This is a genomic window from Promicromonospora kroppenstedtii, from assembly GCF_044389675.1.
Taxonomy (GTDB): Bacteria; Actinomycetota; Actinomycetes; order Actinomycetales; family Cellulomonadaceae; genus Promicromonospora; species Promicromonospora kroppenstedtii.
On sequence record NZ_JBIRYI010000025.1, the window covers coordinates 32,589 to 50,118 of the forward strand.

The following is a 17,530-nucleotide window of genomic DNA, read 5'->3' on the forward strand; positions in this document are numbered from 1 at the left end:
CCGCCGCGCCCGCGGCGGCAGGGCCCCCCCCGCCCACCTGGGGGGGCGCCTCGACGGGGGGCCGCCCCCCGGGGGGCCCCACCACCTGACATTCTGCCGACCGATCGATCTTCTGCCGACCTAGCCGCGCGGTCGGGTAGCAGGGTCAGGCCGAGTTGTCGTCGTCCGCGCGCAGCACGCGCAGGTGGCCGCGGCGGGCCGTCTCGGTCACCGTGGACGGCTCCGCCGGACGACGACGGCGGCCGGCCTCGCGGACGGCGTCGGCCAGCGCGGAGAGGTCGTCGGGGCTCGGCCCCGCGTCCTCGAACTCGGGCATGAGGCGGACCACCTCCCACCCGCGCGGCGCGGTCAGCCGCTCCGCGTGCTCCGCGCACAGGTCGTAGCTGTGGGGCTCGGCCAGGTGCGCCAACGGACCCAGGACCGCGGTCGAGTCCGCGTACACGTACGTGAGCGTCGCCACGGCCGCATTGGTGCAGGCCGAGCGCGAACACTGTCTCACCGATCTCACTCGCCGAGACTACGCCGCTGACCGGGTAGGACGTGCCGAACACGCCGGGCATTCACGGGCGTAACGGCGGGGAACCGGCATGAATTCTCCGCGAGGACCGGGCGAGCAGCAGGCCGGCACCCGCGAAGGCGAGGTCGACCACCGTCAGGACCACCCGGCTGACCACCACCGCGAGCCCCGCGGACGGGCCCGCGAGCGACCCGGCGAGCACCGCCGCGAGCACCACCTCGCGTACGCCGGCACCGGCCGGCGCGAGCACGAACAGGAAGCCGACGGTCCAGGCGAGCGCCCAGCCGCCGGTCGCCAGGGCGAACGTCCGGGCGGTCAGGGGCAGGCCCAGACCCGCGCAGAGCACCCAGAGCTGCAGGCCGGCCACGAGCCAGCCCGCCACCGACCACGCGGCGGCGCGACCCAGGCCGCCCCAGGTCATCGGGTGCTCCGGCGCGTCGCGCCGGCCGACCCACAGTGCCAGCCCGACCAGGCGGTTGAGCACCGGCGGCGCGAGGACCAGCACCACCCCGGGCGCGGCCCACCCCACCCAGGACCACGCGTCCAGCGCCCCGGCCGAGACGAACGGCAGCGCCACCGCGCCCACGGCCGCACCCGAGGCCACCGAGACGGCGACCGCCACCAGCATGGAAGTCCCGGACCGACGGCGCGGCACCCCGTGCCCGGCGCCCACCTCGGCGGCGGCCACCACGTTCCACACGCCGCCCGGCACGTACTTGCCGAGCTGACTGATGCCGAACACCGCCACGGCGCCGCGCAGCGGCAGCGGCGACCCCAGGTCGGCCAGGATCGCGCGCCACGCCAGCAGCGTGCACCACACGTACAGGACGCCCAGCACGACGACGAGCGCCAGCCCGGCCGCGGACAGCCCGGCTGCGGCCCGCACCAGCGCCTCCCGGTGCGCCAGCACGTACCAGAGCGCCAGCCCCAGCGCGACGACGAGGAAGCCCGAGCGCACCCAGGGCGACCGGAGCGCGGCGAGCACGCGGCCGGGCAGCGAGCGGTGCACGGCGGGCCCGACGGCGACCCCGGCCTCCGCAGGTGGAGCCTCGGCGACGTCCGGCACGGAGCAGGGCGCCCTCACAGCACGTCCCGACGGCGCAGCGCGGCCGCCAGCGGTTCGGTGACCACCTGGGGCCGGATCCGGTCGCGGCCGCGGACGGCGCGCTCGCGCGCGGCGCGCAGCACGGCGGGGTCGCAGAGGTCGGTCAGCCGCGCCGCGAGCGCCGCGGCGTCGGCGGGCGGGACGAGCTCGAGGCTCTCCCCGAGCGCGCGGCGCTGGGGCGCGGTGTCGGAGCTGACGACGACGCAGCCGGCGGCAAGGCCCTGGTACACCTTGTTCGGCACCACGCGCAGGCCCTTGGGGGTGTCGCTGAAGATGCCGAGGCAGACGTCGTGGCCGGCGACCAGGGCGGGCAGCTCGCCGGGCTCGACCCAGTCGTGCCAGGTCACGCCGGGGGTTCCGGCCAGGATCTCGCGGGTGCGGGCCAGGTCCTGGCCCGTGCCGACCAGCGTGACGCGCAGAGGTGCGCCCGCGGCGACGGCGTCGCGCACGGCCTCGGCGATGACGGGGGTGCCCTGGAGCGGGGTGTACAGCCCGAAGAAGACGACGGAGAGCGGGGCGAGCCGGGCCGGGTTCTCGACAGGCTCGACCCGCGGGGAGTGCGTCTCGACGCCCGGGGGGCGCCACTCGTCCGACGCACCGACCAGCACCACGACGCCCTTGCGCGGGTCGGGGAGCATCCGCCGGTGCTCCTCGGTGTCGGTGACCACGACGTCGGCGCAGGCGGTCGCGAGCCGGTCCAGCCCTGTGAGCAGCCGGACGCGCAGGCCGGTGGCCCCGCGGTCGGCGGCGGTGTCGCCGGCGAAGACGAGGTGGTCGAGCACGACCACGGACCGCGGGTGCAGCAGGCGGGCCAGGAGCACGTCGAAGTGGCCGAGGTAGCCGACGAGCACGGCCCGGGGCACGCCCTCCGCGCGGCGCAGCCGGAGGGCGTCGGCCGTCAGGCCCGCCCAGCAGCGCAGCAGGCGGGCCGCCAGGACGGGCAGCCGCCACGGTTGCCGCAGCATCCGCACGCGTTCGGCGGTCGAGAACCCCAGGGGGCGGTTGAGCTCGGTGACCTTGACGCCGTGGGCGCGCAGCCCGGCGACCAGGACGGCGGTGCGGGGGTGCCGCGCGGCGTCGTACGTGCCGAAGGTGATCACTACACGGCCGCCGGGACGTCCGCGCGACCGGACCCGGCGGGCCGGCCCGGGGCCGTGGACGGCTTGGCGGTCCGTTCGGACGACGCAGCGCGGCTCCGGGCGGCGTCCGCCGCGGCCGGGCCCGTGGTCGTGCCGTACTGCACCTCCTTGAGGCGCTCCAGCGTCTCCTCGAGCAGCACCCGGTTGGTGCGCTGGAGGTCGGCCAGCACGAGCAGGGCGAAGCTGAGCAGCGCCCCCACCAGCGACGTCGCCCCGAGCACGATGGACTGCAGGTGCTGCCCGGCGGTCCCGGTGGCGAGGAGCACCGCGTACCGGCCGAACGGCACCAGCGCGCCGAGGGCGAACAGGAGCCCGAGCGTGACGAACACCGTGTGCGGCTTGAACATGACGTAGGACCGGCTGATCGCCTGGCCCGACCTGGCGATGTGCTGCCACATGCTGCTGAACAGCCGCGACTCGCGCGTCTTCGGGTTGGTCGTGACGGGCAGGCTCTGGATCCGCATCCGCTTGTGCCCGGCCTGGATGATCGTCTCCATGCAGTAGCTGAACTGCGTGACGACGTTCAGGCGCAGCAGCGCCGGGCGTGAGTAGGCGCGGAACCCGCTCGCGGCGTCGGGCAGGTCGGTCCCGGCGGCGAAGTTCACCACGGCGCTGCCCACCTGCTGCAGGGTCTTCTTCAGCGGCGAGAAGTGCTCGATGGTGGCGGTCTGCCGGTCGGCGATCACGATGTCGGCATCGCCGAGCACCACGGGCAGCACCAGGTCGCCGATCCGTTCCTGCGGGTACTGGTTGTCGCCGTCGGTGTTCACCACGACGTCCGCTCCGTGCCGCAGCGCGTAGTCCACGCCGTCACGGAACGACCGGGCGAGCCCCATGTTCCGGGTGTGGTGCACGAAGTGGCGCACGCCGAGCCGGCGCGCGACCTCCACGGTGCGGTCGGTGGACCCGTCGTCGACGACCAGGATCTCGATCTCGTCGATCCCCGGGATGCTGCGCGGGATCGTGGCGAGCACGAGAGGAAGCGTCTCTTCCTCGTTCAAGCAGGGAATCTGCACGAACAGCTTCATGGCCTGTGCTTTCGATGAGCAGTGTTCCAAGGAGCGGTGACTGGCTTCACGAGCGTAGGAGCGGCACATGACCAGGGCATGAACACTGCGTGCCCTGCAATGACTGTTATCCGGCCGTGACCACGGGGCCGCGGGACGTCAACCTGCCGTGGCTACCCTGCACGCGTGTCCCGACACCGCACGCCCGACGAGCGCCGGGCGATCCAGGTCGCGGTGCTCTGCGGCGTGCTGCTGTCCCTGACCGTCGCACTGGCCGACGCCCCGTACGCGACCGGCGACGAGCCCCCGCACGTCGACTACGCGTACCAGGTGTGGCACGGCGACCTGCCGGTCTTCGAGGACGGGCTGGAGCTGCGGCCCGACGGCGCCTGGCTCGCCCCCGTGCAGTGGACCGCCCAGCACCCGCCGCTGTACTACCTGCTCGTCGCCCCGCTCGTGGGCCCCCTGGCGGACACCGGCCACCCGGTCGCCGCCGTCTACGCCGCGCGCGGGGCGAACGTGCTGCTCAGCGGAGTCTTCGTGCTCGCGGCGTGGTGGAGCGCGCGTCGGCTGACCCGGCCGGGCAGCACACTGCCGCCGCTCGTGGCGTTCCTGGCGGGCGCCATGCCCGCCGCGGCGCACGTGGGCGGCAGCGCGTACAACGACCTGCTCGCCGCCACGGGCGTCACCGTGCTGTTCGGGCTGGCCGGCACCGCGGTACGGCGCGGCCTCGACGCACGCCTCGTCGCTCTCCTGTCGCTGGTCGCGGCAGCCTGCGCGCTGACCCGGCTGTCCGCCGCGCTCATCGCCGCGGTCGTGGCGGGCGCGGCGCTGCTCGCCGGGGCGGTCCGGGCCGCCCAGGGCCGCGGGCGGTGGGCGCACGTCGTGGCGCTGGCGGCGGCCGGGCCCGGGGCGGTGCTGGTCGCCAGCGGCTGGTTCTACCTGCGCAACCTGGAGCTGACCGGCAACCTCACCGGGTCGCACTTCGACTGGGCGCTGGCCAACCAGAACCGGCAGGAGCGGCCCGTGTGGGCGGTGCTCGCCGACCCGGTGACCTGGGCCCGCCTGCCCGACCTGTTCTGGTGGGCCGGCCGCCTGCCGCCGAACACCGTCCTGACGGTCACCACGCTCGTGGTCACCGCCGTGCTGCTCGTGTGGACACCGCTGGTGATCGCCCTGGTCGTCGCGCTCCGGCGCCGGCGGGCGGGCGCCCGGGGAGCAGAGGCCCAGGCGCCGTCGGCGGGGCCTGGCGAAGCCCCCGTCCACCGGACCGACCGGCTGCTGCTGCGGCTCCTGCCGTTCGTCGCCGTCCTGGTCTCGGTGTCGGTGCAGGTCGGGTACGCCGCCAGCAGCGGCGGGGTCTACCCGCGGTACCTGCTCGTGGTGTCCCTGCCGCTGTGCCTCGCGATCGCCGCGGGGCTCTCGGTACGGCCCCGGCTGCTCGTTCCGGCCTGGACCGCGCTGACCCTGCTCGACCTCGCGGTCTGGCTGTCCGTCGAGCTGGCCGGCCCGGCGCCACCCGGGTACTACTCCGAGCTGCCGCTGCCGGCCGGCGTCGTGGGCGCGCTCGCCGCGGCCGCCGTGGGGACGTCGGCGGTGCTCGCGCTCCGCGTGGTCGCGGCCGCCTCCGCACCCGCGAAGCGCGCGGTCGCCACCACGGCGGCGACGCCGACGGTCGCGACCACGACGCCGACCGCCACGAGCTGAGGTCCGGTCAGCGGGCTCCAGCCGGCCCAGCGGGCCGCGGCGTCGGCCACGGACTCGCCCGGGCCCTGGTAGAAGCCGTGGAACCCGTGGACGAGGCCGCTCGCGGCGGCCAGGCCGGCGGCGCCGACCAGCCACGGGGCCGCTCGGCGCAGGCGCGGGCCGAGCAGGGCGACCAGGCCGAGCGCCGTCCCGACGCTCAGCGCCAGGAGCCCGGCGAACAGGTACCGGCCCTGGATGGCGGAGATCCAGCCGTGGGCCGCGTAGTCGGGCCAGGCGTTGACCAGTACGCCGCACCACAGGGCCGCGGGCTGCAGCAGGAGCACGGCGGTGGCGCGCCGCGCGGGCCCACGCGCGACGGCCATCGCGCAGAGCAGGGCCACGACCACGGCGGCGGACCAGAAGACGGCGTCGGGCAGGCGGATCTCCAGCCAGCCGAAGTTGCCGAAGAACGACCGGGTCAGGCCGGTGACGACGACCCGCAGGAAGTACCAGAGGCCGCGGGGCTCGTCGTCCGGGAACCGGTCCGGGATGCCCACCGGCTGCACCGTGCCCAGCACCAGCAGGTTGCGCAGCCACCACCAGCCGCCGACGGCGAACGCCACGCCGCCGGCGAGTACCGCGCCGCCCACGCGCCGGCCTCGCGGGCCGGCCACCAGCAGGTAGGCCGCCAGGACCACGGGCAGCGCGAAGGCCGCCATGACCTTGGTGAGCAGCCCGACGCCCACCGCCGCGCCGAGCGCCACCGCCGTCCGCGGCCGGAGGTCGCCCGTGACCACGCGCACGCAGAGGTAGGCGGTCAGCGCGCCGCTGAGCATGACGAGCGCGTCGTTCGTGACGCTGCCCAGGATGTGCCCGGCCTGCGGCACGAACAGCGTGAACGACGCCGCCACCAGCGCCGCCGGGCGCGACCGGGCCAGCCGCCGCACGGTCGCGGCCGCCAGCAGCGGCAGGGGCACGAGCAGCGCGATGTCGAACAACCGCAGCGCGAGCAGCTGGTGGTCCCACCGCGCCTCGGCCAGGCCAGTGACGTGCAGGTAGCCCGCGGCGACCGCGTAGTACAGGGGCGGGTGCTGGGTCATCTGGTCCACGGCCTCGGGGTCGAGGTGCCGCGTGCTGGTCCCGGGCGGCAGCGGTTCGGCCAGGGCGTTCGCGCCGGTCACGGTGCCACGCTCGGCGTCGGGGACGGGCGCGACGGCGACGAACGGGGGGATGCCCTCGCGGTCGAGGTGCCGCCCGGGGACGTCGGTCGCGAGCGCCGCCTGCGCTCGCGCCTCGTCGACGGCGGGGCCTACCAGCGCCTCGCCGGCGCCAGGCCAGCCGCCGCCGTACGCGAGCCGGAGCACGCTGTTCACGTGCTGCGGTTCGTCGGGGGCGCGGAACGCCGGGGTGAGCACCGCCCAGAGCCCGCCCACGAGGGTGACGAGCGCGGTGACCAGCGCCAGGGCTCTGCGGTACGCCGCCTCGGCGGGATCGTCGCGCACGGGCACAGGATAGGGGGACGAGGTTGCCGAACTCGTGCGGCGCGGGCGGCAGGTGACCGAAGAGGCCCCCGATCCGACGTATCGTCAGTAGGTGCCTCCGTTTTCTCCTCGTGGCCGGAACCGGCGGTCGGGCCGGGGCTCCGGACCCGCCAGCGGCTCCTCCGGCAGCAACCAGTCCGGCACCGGGTCTGCCACCGCACCCGGCAACCCGTCCGGCATCCCCAAGGCGTCGCAGGCCGACCTGCTCCGGCTGGCGGCCGCCCGCCCCGGCGAGGCGGGTCAGGACGCCGGGCCCCGACGCCGCGACCGTCGCGGCCGCGGGCTGCGCGGCCCCATGCTCCCGCCGGGCGCGCCCGCGCACCGCACGCGCGCGCAGCGGTTCGACGACCTCGTGCTCGACGTGGTCGAGGATCTCGACCGCACCTGGGCCGCGCACCTGCGCGGCACGGAGTTCGCGGTGGAGGACGTGCCGCCGTCCGACCCCGCGCCGTGGGAGGACGGCGGGGTGCTGCTCGGCCGGTTCTTCCCCGCCGAGGCCGGGCGCCCCGGACGCGTGGTCGTCTACCGCCGCCCCGTGGAGGTGCGGGCCGTCGACCTGGAGGACCTCGCCGACCTGGTGCGCGACGTCGTCGTGGAGCAGGTGGCGCACCTGCTGGCGCGCACACCGGAGGAGATCGACCCGAACTTCGGCGAGCGCTCCTAGCCCCGGACCCCGCCCGGGGCGAGGTCAGCCCGCCGCGTCGACCCGGCGCACGCGCACGTCGCCGTCCGCCGCGAGCGGCGACGTCGGCGCGAGCACGGAGAACAGCGACTCGTCGTCGGGGTCCGCCATGCGCACCGACCACACCACCTCGGGCTCGTCGGCGGACTGCTCGGCCACCACGGCCACGGCGTCGCCCAGCTCCGCCAGCTCGGCCGAGCCCACCTCGACGGTCTGCCCGGCGGGCACGTCGACCTCGTGCGTCCAGGCCTGGGAGCCGTCCGGCCCGACGCCGCGCAGCGTCACCTCGGTGCTGCCGGTCGCGTCGTCGATCCGGTCGGGGTCGCGTTCGCCGGGCACGCTGCTCAGCGTCACGTCGTAGGAGATCTCCTCCGGGACGGCGACCGCGCCGTCGGCCACCCCGCCCGTGGTGGGTACCGCCTGGCCGGCCAGCCACGCCCGGTCGTAGGGGTCGTCGTCGATCACCGCGTCGCGCGCGGGCTTGCCCTTGCGGTCCAGGGCCGCGCCGGCCACGACCGGCACGTCGGCGTCCACCACCACCGTGTAGGTGCCCTCGGGCAGCCCGCCCAGCGGCAGCGTGGTCACCTGGCCCGGTTCGAGCGGCAGCTCCTCGCCGCCGCGCAGCCGGACCGGCCCGTCGGGGCCCAGCACCGCGAGCCGGGCCGTGCCGCCCCGCTCCCCCGGCGCCAGGACGTCGAGGCGCGGCGCGTGCGGGTCGTCCACCGCCTCGCCCGTGCTGACCACGCCCGAGACCGCGGTGGTCCGTGCGGGCGCTCCCCCGCCCACGACGAGGTCGGCGCCCGCGGGCACCAGGCCGTCGATCCGGTGATGCTGCACGTACGCCCCGACGCGGCCACCCTCGGCGGTGACGTGCAGAGCGAGGCGGTTCTGGTCGGGCGCGACAGCCTCCAGCATGGTGACCACCTGCTCCCCGGGCGGCACCACCACGAGCGACTGGCTCCCGAGCACCACGGGCCCGGAGGCGCCCCAGGCCTGGAGCGTCACGGTCGCGGGCGTGCGGCCCGGGTTCTGCAGCACGAGGCGGCCGCTGGAGCCCACCGACGTGCTGCCGCCGACCAGCCAGTGCTCCACCGCCGGCTCGGCACACGGCCCGGCGACCAGGCCGCGCAGGTCGCCCTCGGTGGTCACGGACGCCACGGTCGCGGCCGCGAACGTCGCGGCCGACGGGGTCAGGCGCAGCACGCGCGCGTCGGGCGGCGTGCCCGTGCGCACCGCGGCGGCGCTCCCCTGCTCCAGCGCGCCCGTGAGATCCCCCTCCGGCTCGCCGCCGAGCGTGGTGACGACGGGCTGCTCGCCGGCTGCCGGGTCGAGCACCGCCGCCGTCAGCGACGTGGTGGTCTCGACCGGGGTCGCGCTGAACTCGTCGTCGCCGGCTTCCGGCTGCTCCAGCAGGGCCGGGGCGGGGCAGACCAGCCCCGTCCCGGCGGCCGCCACGGGCACGGTGCGGACGTCGTCGACGGACGGGCCGCCGCCCCGGCCGGCACCGGGCGTGACCGTGCCCGTCGTGGCGAGGGCGGCGACCGCCGTCGCGCACAGCAGACCGCCGACGGCAGCCGCCGCACGGCGCACCGAGGACGGGACCGTGAGGTTCTTGCGCTTCATCGACCCCTCCTGCGGCCCACCGGCAGCGCCAGCAGGGCGAAGACCACCAGTGTGAACGTCGTGAGCACGAGCCAGGCCGTGCGGTGCGGCGCCTCGTAGCGGACGACGAGCTGCCCGGCGTCGGGCCCGAGCTCGAAGGCCTGCAGCCCGGCCGCCTCGGCCGCTCGCACCCGCTCGAGCCGCTTGCCGTCCAGGCTCGCCTGCCAGCCACGGCCCGCGGTCTCCGCCAGCACGACGGTGCGGTCCGCGCCGCCGGCCTCGACGTCGGCCCGCACGAACGTGCCGCCCGACGGCAGCACCTGGCGCGTGGCGCCGTCCTCCTCGATGCGGGCCCAACCGGGCGCCGGGTCCTCGGCGGGCGCCACCCGCCACACGGAGACGGCCTGTCCCTCGGTCACCCGGCTCATGCCGGGCACCATGTCGAGCGTGGCCACGAGCTCGCCGACGGCGGGTGTGACCGCGCCGCCGGACCGCACCTGCACGGCCCCGATCCCCAGGTCCGCGAGCTGCTGCGGCACCCCCTCCGTGGTGCCGGAGGTCAGCGCGGCGACCACCGTGTCGAGCGCGGCGGCCGGGTCGGTGGCGGGGTCCGCGTCCTCGTCACGCGCCGACGCGGCGGCCCGCGCCGCGACAGAGGCGTCGGCGAGCTGCGAGCCGTCGGCCCGCAGCAGCGCGTACCGGACGGTGCCGTCGTCGTCCACGTCCGCCTGGAGCACGCGGGCCTGGCGGGGCGGCGCCTGCATCTGCTGCCCGACGGCGGGCACCACCGGTTCGGTCGTCACGTGCAGCAGCCCGGCCCGGTTGCCGCTCGTGACGGTCCCGGAGCCGGTCAGCCACACCGTCGCCTGCGCGGCGGGGAGCAGCACGGCGGCGACCACGAGCGCGACGGCGACCACCCTGCGCGTCGAACCGAGGAAACCGCTGAGCGCCGCGCCGTGCCCGGTGAGCACACCGGCACCCGCGACGGCCGCGGCGCCGAGGCCGAGCAGCAGCAGCGAGAGACCCGGGCCGGCCCACCGGCCGTCGTCCTGAGCGTGCACCGCGACGGCGAGGCCCACGGCCGCGACCAGCCAGCCGACCAGCGACGTCGTCGCGACGTGCCGGCCGGAGCCCGCGAGGTCCCTGCGGCCGATGCCGAGCAGCGCGCCCACGAGGCCGACCACCGCCAGCGCGACCACCAGCGCCCCGAGCGCCCAGGGGGCGACCGCGACCACGGCGCGGGCGGCGGTCGACAGTGGACCGTCGCCCGGCACGTCCAACCAGGCCGCGGGGGCGACGGGCAGGCCGAGCAGCAGCTCCAGGCCCGAGGCGGCGCCGGGGGCCGGCACGCCCGAGCCGGCGAGGGGCTCGGCGGTCAGGAGACCCAGGTCGCGGTCCCGCAGCACGGTCCACCACAGGGGCGCGCCGACCACGAGGGCGGGCGCCAGGGCGAGCACGAGATGCACGCGGCGGCGCGGGGCGACGAGCAGCGCGCCCGCGAGCACCAGCACCGCGGCGGGGAGCAGCACCGGCGCGCCCGCGACCACGCAGGCCAGCAGCAGGCCGCCCGCGCCGGCCGCGCCCAGCGATCCGGTGCCGGTCCGGGTGCTCGTCCGGGTGCTCGTCCGTGGGCCGTGTGCGCCGTGGCTACCGTGGGCGTCGGCCGGCTGCTCCGCGAGATCGTCGGCGTGCGCCACCTCGTCGACGGCCTGGGCGCCCACGGCACGCACGAGCGCGACGGCGGTCCACGGCAGCAGGGCGTGCACCAGTACCGCGCCGAGCAGGCCGCCGTCCAGCGAGCCGAGGAATGCGGGGGCGGCCGTCCACGCGAGCGCGGCGAGCACCCGCAGCCACACGGAGCGCGTCACGGTGCCCGCGGCGGCCCAGGCACCCACGGCGGCCACCGGCAGCGCCAGCAGGAGCAGCGCGTTCACGGCGTGCTGCAGGGTGCCGCCCGCCAGAACGGACAGGCCGGACAGCACGAACAGCAGGGGGTCGGCCGGTGCGGCCGTGCCGAGCCCGTCGCGCACCCAGCCGGACGTCGCGGCCGACCACGTGGTCGCCGTCGTGCCCCCGGCCGGGAGCAGGGCGCCGCCGACCAGCCGGCCGCCTGACGCGAGCGCGCCCAGCCCGGGGCCGAACAGCGCCGCCGCCAGACCGACGGCGGCGACCACGACAACGGCGAGCGCCGAGCGCCGCCGGACGGCCAGGACCTGCAGCTCCGCCTGCTCCAGCTCGGACGGCGCCGCGTCGACCCGGTGCGCCTCGCCGCGGGCGAGCCGCTTGTCGCGGCGCTCCACGGCCACCTCGCGCCAGGTGCCCAGCAGCGGCCGCAGCACGCCGCGCGGCACGGTGGAGGTGCGCGCGGCGCGCCGTCGGGCGCGCAGCAGCGGACCGAGGCGGAACACCGCCCACAGGGGTGCGACCAGCTCGTCGCGGGCGCGGTCGGGGTGCTTCATCGCGAGCCGGTAGCTCGCGGCGAACGGCGCCCACACCACCATGGCGAGCATCGCGAACGGCAGCACCCACGGTGCGACGGACGTGAGGCGCAGGTAGAGCTGGCTGCGACGGCGGGCACCGGCCGAGCCGGGGGCGTGCAGGGCGACCTGTGCATGCCGCACCACGGCGTCGGGCACGACGACGACGCGGTGGCCCGCGAGCCGCACGCGGCGGCAGAAGTCCGTCGAGTCGCCGAACTGGCCGAAGGCCGGGTCGGTGCCACCCACCTCGCGCCACACCGACGCGCGCACCAGCGCCCCGGCGAGCCCCACGGCGAGCACGTCCTCGCGCGAGTCGTGCTGGCCCTGGTCGATCTCGGTGTCGTCGATCCCCGTCATGCGGCGGCCCAGCGGCGAGACCGTGTGGCCCACTTCCAGGAGCACGCCCCGGTCGGACACGTCCGGGTCGAGCGGCAGCCCGTCCGGGCCCACCTCCCAGCGGCGCTGCTTGGCGCCCGCGACGGCCACCGCGTTCGAGTGCTCCACCGCGCGGCTCAGCGCGGCCAGCGCGCCCGGCGCGGGCGCGGAGTCGTCGTGCAGCAACCACAGCCAGCCGTGCGCGGGGGTGCCGGCCGCGGCGAGCGCGGCATGGATCGCGTCGCCGAAGGTCCGGGCACCCGCGCCCGCGACGTACCGGGCGCCGCCGAGCTGCAGGTCCTGGTGGCCCGACGTCGCAGGGGCGGTGTCGACGTCGACCACGACCACGTCGTCCGGGGTGCGCGACTGGGCGCGCAGCGCGGCGAGCGTGGCGGCGAGGTAAGGACTGCTGCCGCGGGTGACCACGACGGCGGTCACCGTGACCGCCACGGGCGGTTGCACGGTGGGCTGGGCCGGGACCTTGGCCCACACCGGTCCTGCCGGGGTCGTGTGGGACCCCCGGTCCGGGCTGGGAGCCGACAGGCTGTCGGTGCGTGGAGCGCTCATCTCGTTCCACATCATGCGGCGAGTCGGCGCCGACACGCCGCAGACGCGCCGGGTGGGCGCCGAACGGTGCGCTGGTTGCGCGGGCTCGGTCCTGCGTCCTTGTCAGGCGCTCAGGCTCTGTTTTTTGCCGTGTGAGCCTGCGGCTTCGCTCCGGGCGAGATGCCTCGTTCCTCGGCCCTCACCCTGCGCTACGCCTCCGGCTCACACGGCGCGGCGCTTGAGCTTGCGGCGCTCACGCTCCGAGAGACCGCCCCAGATCCCGAACCGCTCGTCGTTCTCCAGCGCGTAGTCCAGGCACTCCGCCCGTACCTCGCACCCCGAGCAGACCTTCTTGGCCTCGCGGGTGGACCCGCCCTTCTCCGGGAAGAAGGCCTCCGGGTCGGTCTGCGCGCACAGGGCGCGCTCCTGCCAGCCGAGCAGGGAGTCGTCCGGCTCGTTCAGCACATACAGCTCGCCGAAGAGCGGCAGGACCGGTGCGACCGGCGCCACCTCGCTCTCGGCGTCGGTCGGGAACTCCACGTCCGATTCCAGCATGTTCCACATGACGTGCCCCTCCATGCCGTGTCCGTGCCCCGAGGCCTGGCCGGGAGATCGTGCCGATCCACCGACCCATCAAGCCTGACTGGCCAGACCTGCAGTTTCAGGCCCCGTTGCGTATTCGCTACGAAAACTGCATACATGGAATTACACGCGTGTCGCCTGGAGTCGTCAAGCGGAAATGTGCTATCGCCCACGGGTTCCACGGGTAATTCACGAGTCCTTCCGCAGGTCGTGGCGCACGTCTCACTTGCCGGCCGCTTTTCCGGGTCACGAAACAACCGGCGAGTCGACACGCCGGAGAGGCCATCCGCGCGCCCGCGCGACAAAGGCCGGCGAGGCACCCGCGGCCGGCCACCGAGAACGCCCTGCGGAGCAATGAGGCGTACGCCCGCGCCCGCGACACCACTTCCGGCCGACCCGCGCGCCCGGGCACGCCGGGCATGGTCCCGCGTGCCTGCCTCCGCGACTTCCGACCTAGGCTGACCGCATGCAGATCGCGCCTCGCAGCGGCGGCCCCGTGCCCGACGTCGCCTCGCTCCTCGCCCGCCTCGCCGCCGACGGCGGTCGGCCCCGGCTGACCTGGTACGGCGACGACGGCGAACGGGTCGAGCTGTCCGGCGCCGTGCTCGCCAACTGGGCCAGCAAGACCGTCAACCTGCTCGTCGAGGAGTTCGACGCCGCCCCGGGCACCACCGTCGTCGTCGACCTGCCCGTGCACTGGCGCGCCGCGGTGTGGACACTGGCCGCCTGGCGGACCGGCGCGACCGTGGCCCTGCCCGACGCCGCCGTGGGCGGGCCCGACGTGGTCGTCACCGACACACCGGAGCGCTGGACCGACGCCGGGGCGGACCTCGTCGTCGTCTCCCTGCCAGCGCTCGCCCGCCGGTACGACGGCGAGCTGCCGCCCGGCGCGATCGACGCCGCCTCGGCCGTGATGACCTACGGCGACGTGATCGGCTGGGTGCCCGACGTCGACCCGGACCAGGACGCGCTGGTGACCGCGGCGGGCGCCGTCGGGCACAAGGGCCTGGTTCCGGAGTCCGGCGACGGTGCGCGGGTGCTCGTGGACGGGCGCGGTGCCGTGGCCGACGTGCTGCGAGCGCTGCTCGGCATCTGGGCCGGCGGCGGCTCGGTGGTCCTCACCTCGGCCGGGACCGCTGCCGCCCTCGAGGCGGACGACGCGCGCCGGGAGCGGCTGCGCTCCACGGAGCGGGTCGACTGAGCGGATCGGCCGAGCCGATCGGCTGAACCACAGCGCTCCTCCACGAACCCTCTACGGTCCGCCCCCGGGCGGTGCGCCGCCGTGCAACATGCAGTCTCTAGGATCGGTGACCGTGACATTTCCCGACTTCAGCGCCACAGGTGCGACGAACCCCTCGCGGGGGCCGTCCCATGCCCGGAAGCTGAGACACCTGAGCGGCGCGCCGCGTGTGGTGGCACTGGTGGTCGTCGCGGCCCTCTCGCTCGGGATCGCAGGCGGGGCGACGGCGGTGACCCAGCTGACCGGGAACATCGAGACCGCCGACATGGCCGCCCTCGGCACGAACCGGCCCAAGCAGGTGCTCCCCAAGGACCCCAACGCCGGCACTCCGCTGAACATCGTGGTGATGGGCAGCGACTCGCGCAGCGGTGACAACGACGCACTGGCGGGCGGCGGCGAGATCGGCGCCCGCTCCGACACCACCGTCGTCATGCACATCTCGGGCGACCGGTCGCGGATCGAGATGATCTCGATCCCCCGCGACTCCACGGTGAACGTCCCGAGCTGCACCACGACCGACGGCGCGACCACGGCCGAGCTGTACGGCACCAAGTTCAACGCCGCCTTCTCGCAGGGCGTGCAGGCCGGCGGCGAGGTCGCCGACGGCGCCCTGTGCGCGGTCAAGACGATCGAAGAGCTCACCGGCGTGTACATGGACGGCTTCATCGTCGTCGACTTCGCCGGCTTCTCCTCGATGATCGACGCCGTCGGCGGCGTCGACGTCTGCGTCGAGCAGGAGATCTACTCCGCGGAGGCGAACCACCTCTCGCTCTCGCCCGGCACCCACACCCTCCAGGGGCAGAAGGCCCTCGACTACGCCCGGGCCCGCAAGGGTCCGGGGCTCGGCGACGGGTCCGACCTCGGCCGGATCGGCAGGCAGCAGGAGGTCATGGCCTCGCTCGCCCGCAAGGTGCTGAGCCAGGACGTGCTGACGAACCCGTCGAAGACGCTCAAGTTCCTCAAGGCGGTCACCGGCTCGCTCACCATGAACGACGAGCTGGCCAGCATCGACGGACTCGCCGGGTTGGCCTACTCCATGCGGAACGTACGGCCTGACACGATCACTTTCATGACCGTCCCCAACGAGTACGACCCGAACAACGCGGCTAACGTCGTATGGACGGACGAGGCCGTACAGCTGTGGGACGACGTCAAGCACGACAAGCCCCTCACCGACGACCCGGACGAGCCGTCGGCAGACCCCTCGGGGTCCGCCACCGAGGACGGGACCACGGGCGAGGAGGCCACGGGGACGGACGCGGGCAGCGGGACGGGGACCGACGCCGAGGCCGGCGACGACTCCTCGGCCGAGCCCACACCGGCCTCGACCGAGATCAAGCAGGCCGGTGAAGAGGCCTTCACCGGCGCCGACACCACCAAGGTCTGCGGCTGAGCCCATGTCAGATCCCAGAACGTCGAAGCGATCGGCCTCCTCGGCCGACGACGACGTCACGCGCGTCCGGATCCCGCCCAGCTTCACGCCGCAGGGCGTGAGCGGGCGTCCGGGCGCCGACGACGCGATCCCGGTCGGTGACACGGGCGAGCGCCCGCGCACCCTGCCCGGCGCGGCGTCGAGCAGGCAGCAGGGCGGACCCGCGAACGCGGAGACGCCCGGCGTCGGGATTCCCGGCGTCGGTGGCGCCCACCGCATCGGACGGCCGGAAGGCTCCGACGAAGCGCGCTCAGAACCACGTATCCGTAGACAGTCTTCACGGGAGGTACCGGTGTCCGGCGATCGCAGGGGTACGAATCCCCCGCCCGTTCCACCACGTAGGTCGGGCATGCCCGCGCGCAGCGAGGCCGCCGGGCAGGTGCCGCGCTCGATCCCGCCTCGCCAGGCGCCCCACGGCGGCGGCCAGCCGCCGCAGGCCATCCCGCCCGGTCGCCCGGTCCGGGCGAGCGCCCAGCCCGTGCGGCCGACGCCGGTGCGCAGCGCCCCGCGCCCCGCGGCCGGCGGCAACGGCCGGGGCGGGAGCTACCCCGCCGGCGCCCTCGCCTCGGGCGGGCGCGGTGGCAGGGGCGGCGGCAACATCCGAATCCGCAAGGGCCGCGTGGCCGGCGTCATCGCGGTGCTGGTGCTGCTGGCGATCCTCGCGTGGCCCGTCGGCCTGCTGATCTGGGCCAACGGCAAGATCCAGCACGTCGAGGCGCTGTCCGACGCGAAGAACACGCCCGGCACCACGTACCTGCTTGCGGGCTCAGACGCCCGCGGCAGCGGCGGCATCAACGACTCCACGAGCGGCGCGCGCACCGACACGATCATGCTGCTGCACGAGCCGCGGTCCGGTCCGGTGGCGCTCATCTCGATCCCGCGTGACACCTTCGCGGAGATGCCTGACGGCTCGGGTGGCAACAAGATCAACGCCGCCTACTCCTACGGCGGCGCGCCGATGCTCGTCCAGACCGTGGAAAAGCTGAGCGGCCTGACCGTCGACCACTACGTGGAGGTCGGCTTCGGCGGCGTCTCCGGTGTCGTCGACGCCGTGGGCGGCGTGCGGCTGTGCCTCGACTACGACGTGCACGACGTCAAGTCGAAGCTCGACTGGAAGAAGGGCTGCCACGTCGCGGACGGCAAGACCGCGCTGGCGTTCTCCCGCATGCGCTACTCCGACCCGACGGGCGACATCGGCCGCGCGCAGCGGCAGCAGCAGGTCATCGGCGCGATCGGCAAGAAGGTCGCCGACCCCGGCGTGCTGCTCAACCCGGCCAACCAGGTCGGCCTCGCCGACGCCGGCCTGTCGGCGCTGGTGACCGACACCGACACGGGAATCATCGACATCGCGCGGCTGGGGCTGGCCTTCCGGTCCGCGAACGGCGACGACGGCGTGACCGGCACCCCGCCCATCGCGACGATCAACTACCGGACACCGTCGGGCGCCTCCGCGGTGCTGCTGGACGAGAACCAGACCGGCGAGTTCTGGGCCAAGATCCGCGACGGCGAGTACCCGGCCGGCGAGAAGATCGGCGGCATGCCGGGCTCCTGACTCGGCCCTCGCCGCAACGTGCCGGACGCCCGGGTCCCTCGAGG

The 17,530-nt window shown here is 75.5% G+C and carries 12 protein-coding genes; 4 read left to right on the forward strand and 8 right to left on the reverse strand.

Going from position 1 to position 17,530, the window contains the following annotated elements:
* Nucleotides 1-145 precede the first annotated feature (145 nt).
* From ACH47X_RS26185 to ACH47X_RS26205, 5 genes are all read right to left on the reverse strand, one after another.
* Nucleotides 146-508 carry a DUF3499 domain-containing protein gene (locus ACH47X_RS26185; RefSeq protein WP_036959523.1) on the reverse strand — a complete coding sequence of 121 codons (363 nt, stop codon included), beginning with the start codon at nucleotides 506-508 and terminating at the stop codon, nucleotides 146-148.
* A gap of 52 nt (nucleotides 509-560) precedes the next feature.
* Nucleotides 561-1,583, reverse strand: coding sequence for a lysylphosphatidylglycerol synthase domain-containing protein (locus ACH47X_RS26190; protein WP_397408276.1), 1,023 nt, complete (start codon nucleotides 1,581-1,583; stop codon nucleotides 561-563).
* A gap of 14 nt (nucleotides 1,584-1,597) precedes the next feature.
* On the reverse strand, nucleotides 1,598-2,722 hold the full coding sequence (locus ACH47X_RS26195; RefSeq protein ID WP_397408278.1) for a glycosyltransferase: 1,125 nt from the start codon (nucleotides 2,720-2,722) through the stop codon (nucleotides 1,598-1,600).
* Complete coding sequence (locus ACH47X_RS26200) at nucleotides 2,722-3,789, reverse strand: glycosyltransferase family 2 protein (RefSeq protein WP_397408280.1); 1,068 nt, start codon at nucleotides 3,787-3,789, stop codon at nucleotides 2,722-2,724. Before ACH47X_RS26200 ends, ACH47X_RS26195 begins: the two co-directional genes overlap by 1 nt.
* 1,505 nt (nucleotides 3,790-5,294) lie before the next feature.
* On the reverse strand, nucleotides 5,295-6,956 hold the full coding sequence (locus tag ACH47X_RS26205; protein WP_397408282.1) for a DUF2142 domain-containing protein: 1,662 nt from the start codon (nucleotides 6,954-6,956) through the stop codon (nucleotides 5,295-5,297).
* 91 nt (nucleotides 6,957-7,047) lie between these two features.
* Here ACH47X_RS26205 and ACH47X_RS26210 point away from each other — a divergent pair, with 91 nt between their 5' ends.
* A complete protein-coding gene (locus ACH47X_RS26210; RefSeq protein WP_397408284.1) occupies nucleotides 7,048-7,659 on the forward strand; it encodes a metallopeptidase family protein in 612 nt (203 codons plus the stop codon).
* Nucleotides 7,660-7,683: 24 nt separating this feature from the next.
* On the opposite strand, the gene ACH47X_RS26215 is transcribed toward ACH47X_RS26210, so the two are convergent.
* From ACH47X_RS26215 to ACH47X_RS26225, 3 genes are all read right to left on the reverse strand, one after another.
* Nucleotides 7,684-9,300, reverse strand: coding sequence for a DUF5719 family protein (locus ACH47X_RS26215; protein ID WP_397408286.1), 1,617 nt, complete (start codon nucleotides 9,298-9,300; stop codon nucleotides 7,684-7,686).
* Nucleotides 9,297-12,701: a glycosyltransferase family 2 protein gene (locus tag ACH47X_RS26220; RefSeq protein ID WP_397408288.1), complete on the reverse strand. Its 3,405-nt coding sequence runs from the start codon at nucleotides 12,699-12,701 to the stop codon at nucleotides 9,297-9,299. Before ACH47X_RS26220 ends, ACH47X_RS26215 begins: the two co-directional genes overlap by 4 nt.
* 201 nt (nucleotides 12,702-12,902) lie before the next feature.
* Nucleotides 12,903-13,244, reverse strand: coding sequence for a WhiB family transcriptional regulator (locus ACH47X_RS26225; RefSeq protein WP_036960858.1), 342 nt, complete (start codon nucleotides 13,242-13,244; stop codon nucleotides 12,903-12,905).
* Between the two features lie 484 nt (nucleotides 13,245-13,728).
* On the opposite strand from ACH47X_RS26225, the gene ACH47X_RS26230 reads away from it, so the two are divergent.
* From ACH47X_RS26230 to ACH47X_RS26240, 3 genes are all read left to right on the forward strand, one after another.
* A complete protein-coding gene (locus ACH47X_RS26230) occupies nucleotides 13,729-14,463 on the forward strand; it encodes a TIGR03089 family protein (RefSeq protein WP_397408290.1) in 735 nt (244 codons plus the stop codon).
* Between the two features lie 112 nt (nucleotides 14,464-14,575).
* Nucleotides 14,576-15,895 carry an LCP family protein gene (locus ACH47X_RS26235; RefSeq protein ID WP_397408292.1) on the forward strand — a complete coding sequence of 440 codons (1,320 nt, stop codon included), beginning with the start codon at nucleotides 14,576-14,578 and terminating at the stop codon, nucleotides 15,893-15,895.
* A 388-nt stretch (nucleotides 15,896-16,283) separates the two neighbouring features.
* Nucleotides 16,284-17,486, forward strand: a complete 1,203-nt coding sequence (locus ACH47X_RS26240) for an LCP family protein (RefSeq protein WP_397408294.1) — start codon at nucleotides 16,284-16,286, stop codon at nucleotides 17,484-17,486.
* The last annotated feature ends 44 nt before the right edge of the window (nucleotides 17,487-17,530 follow it).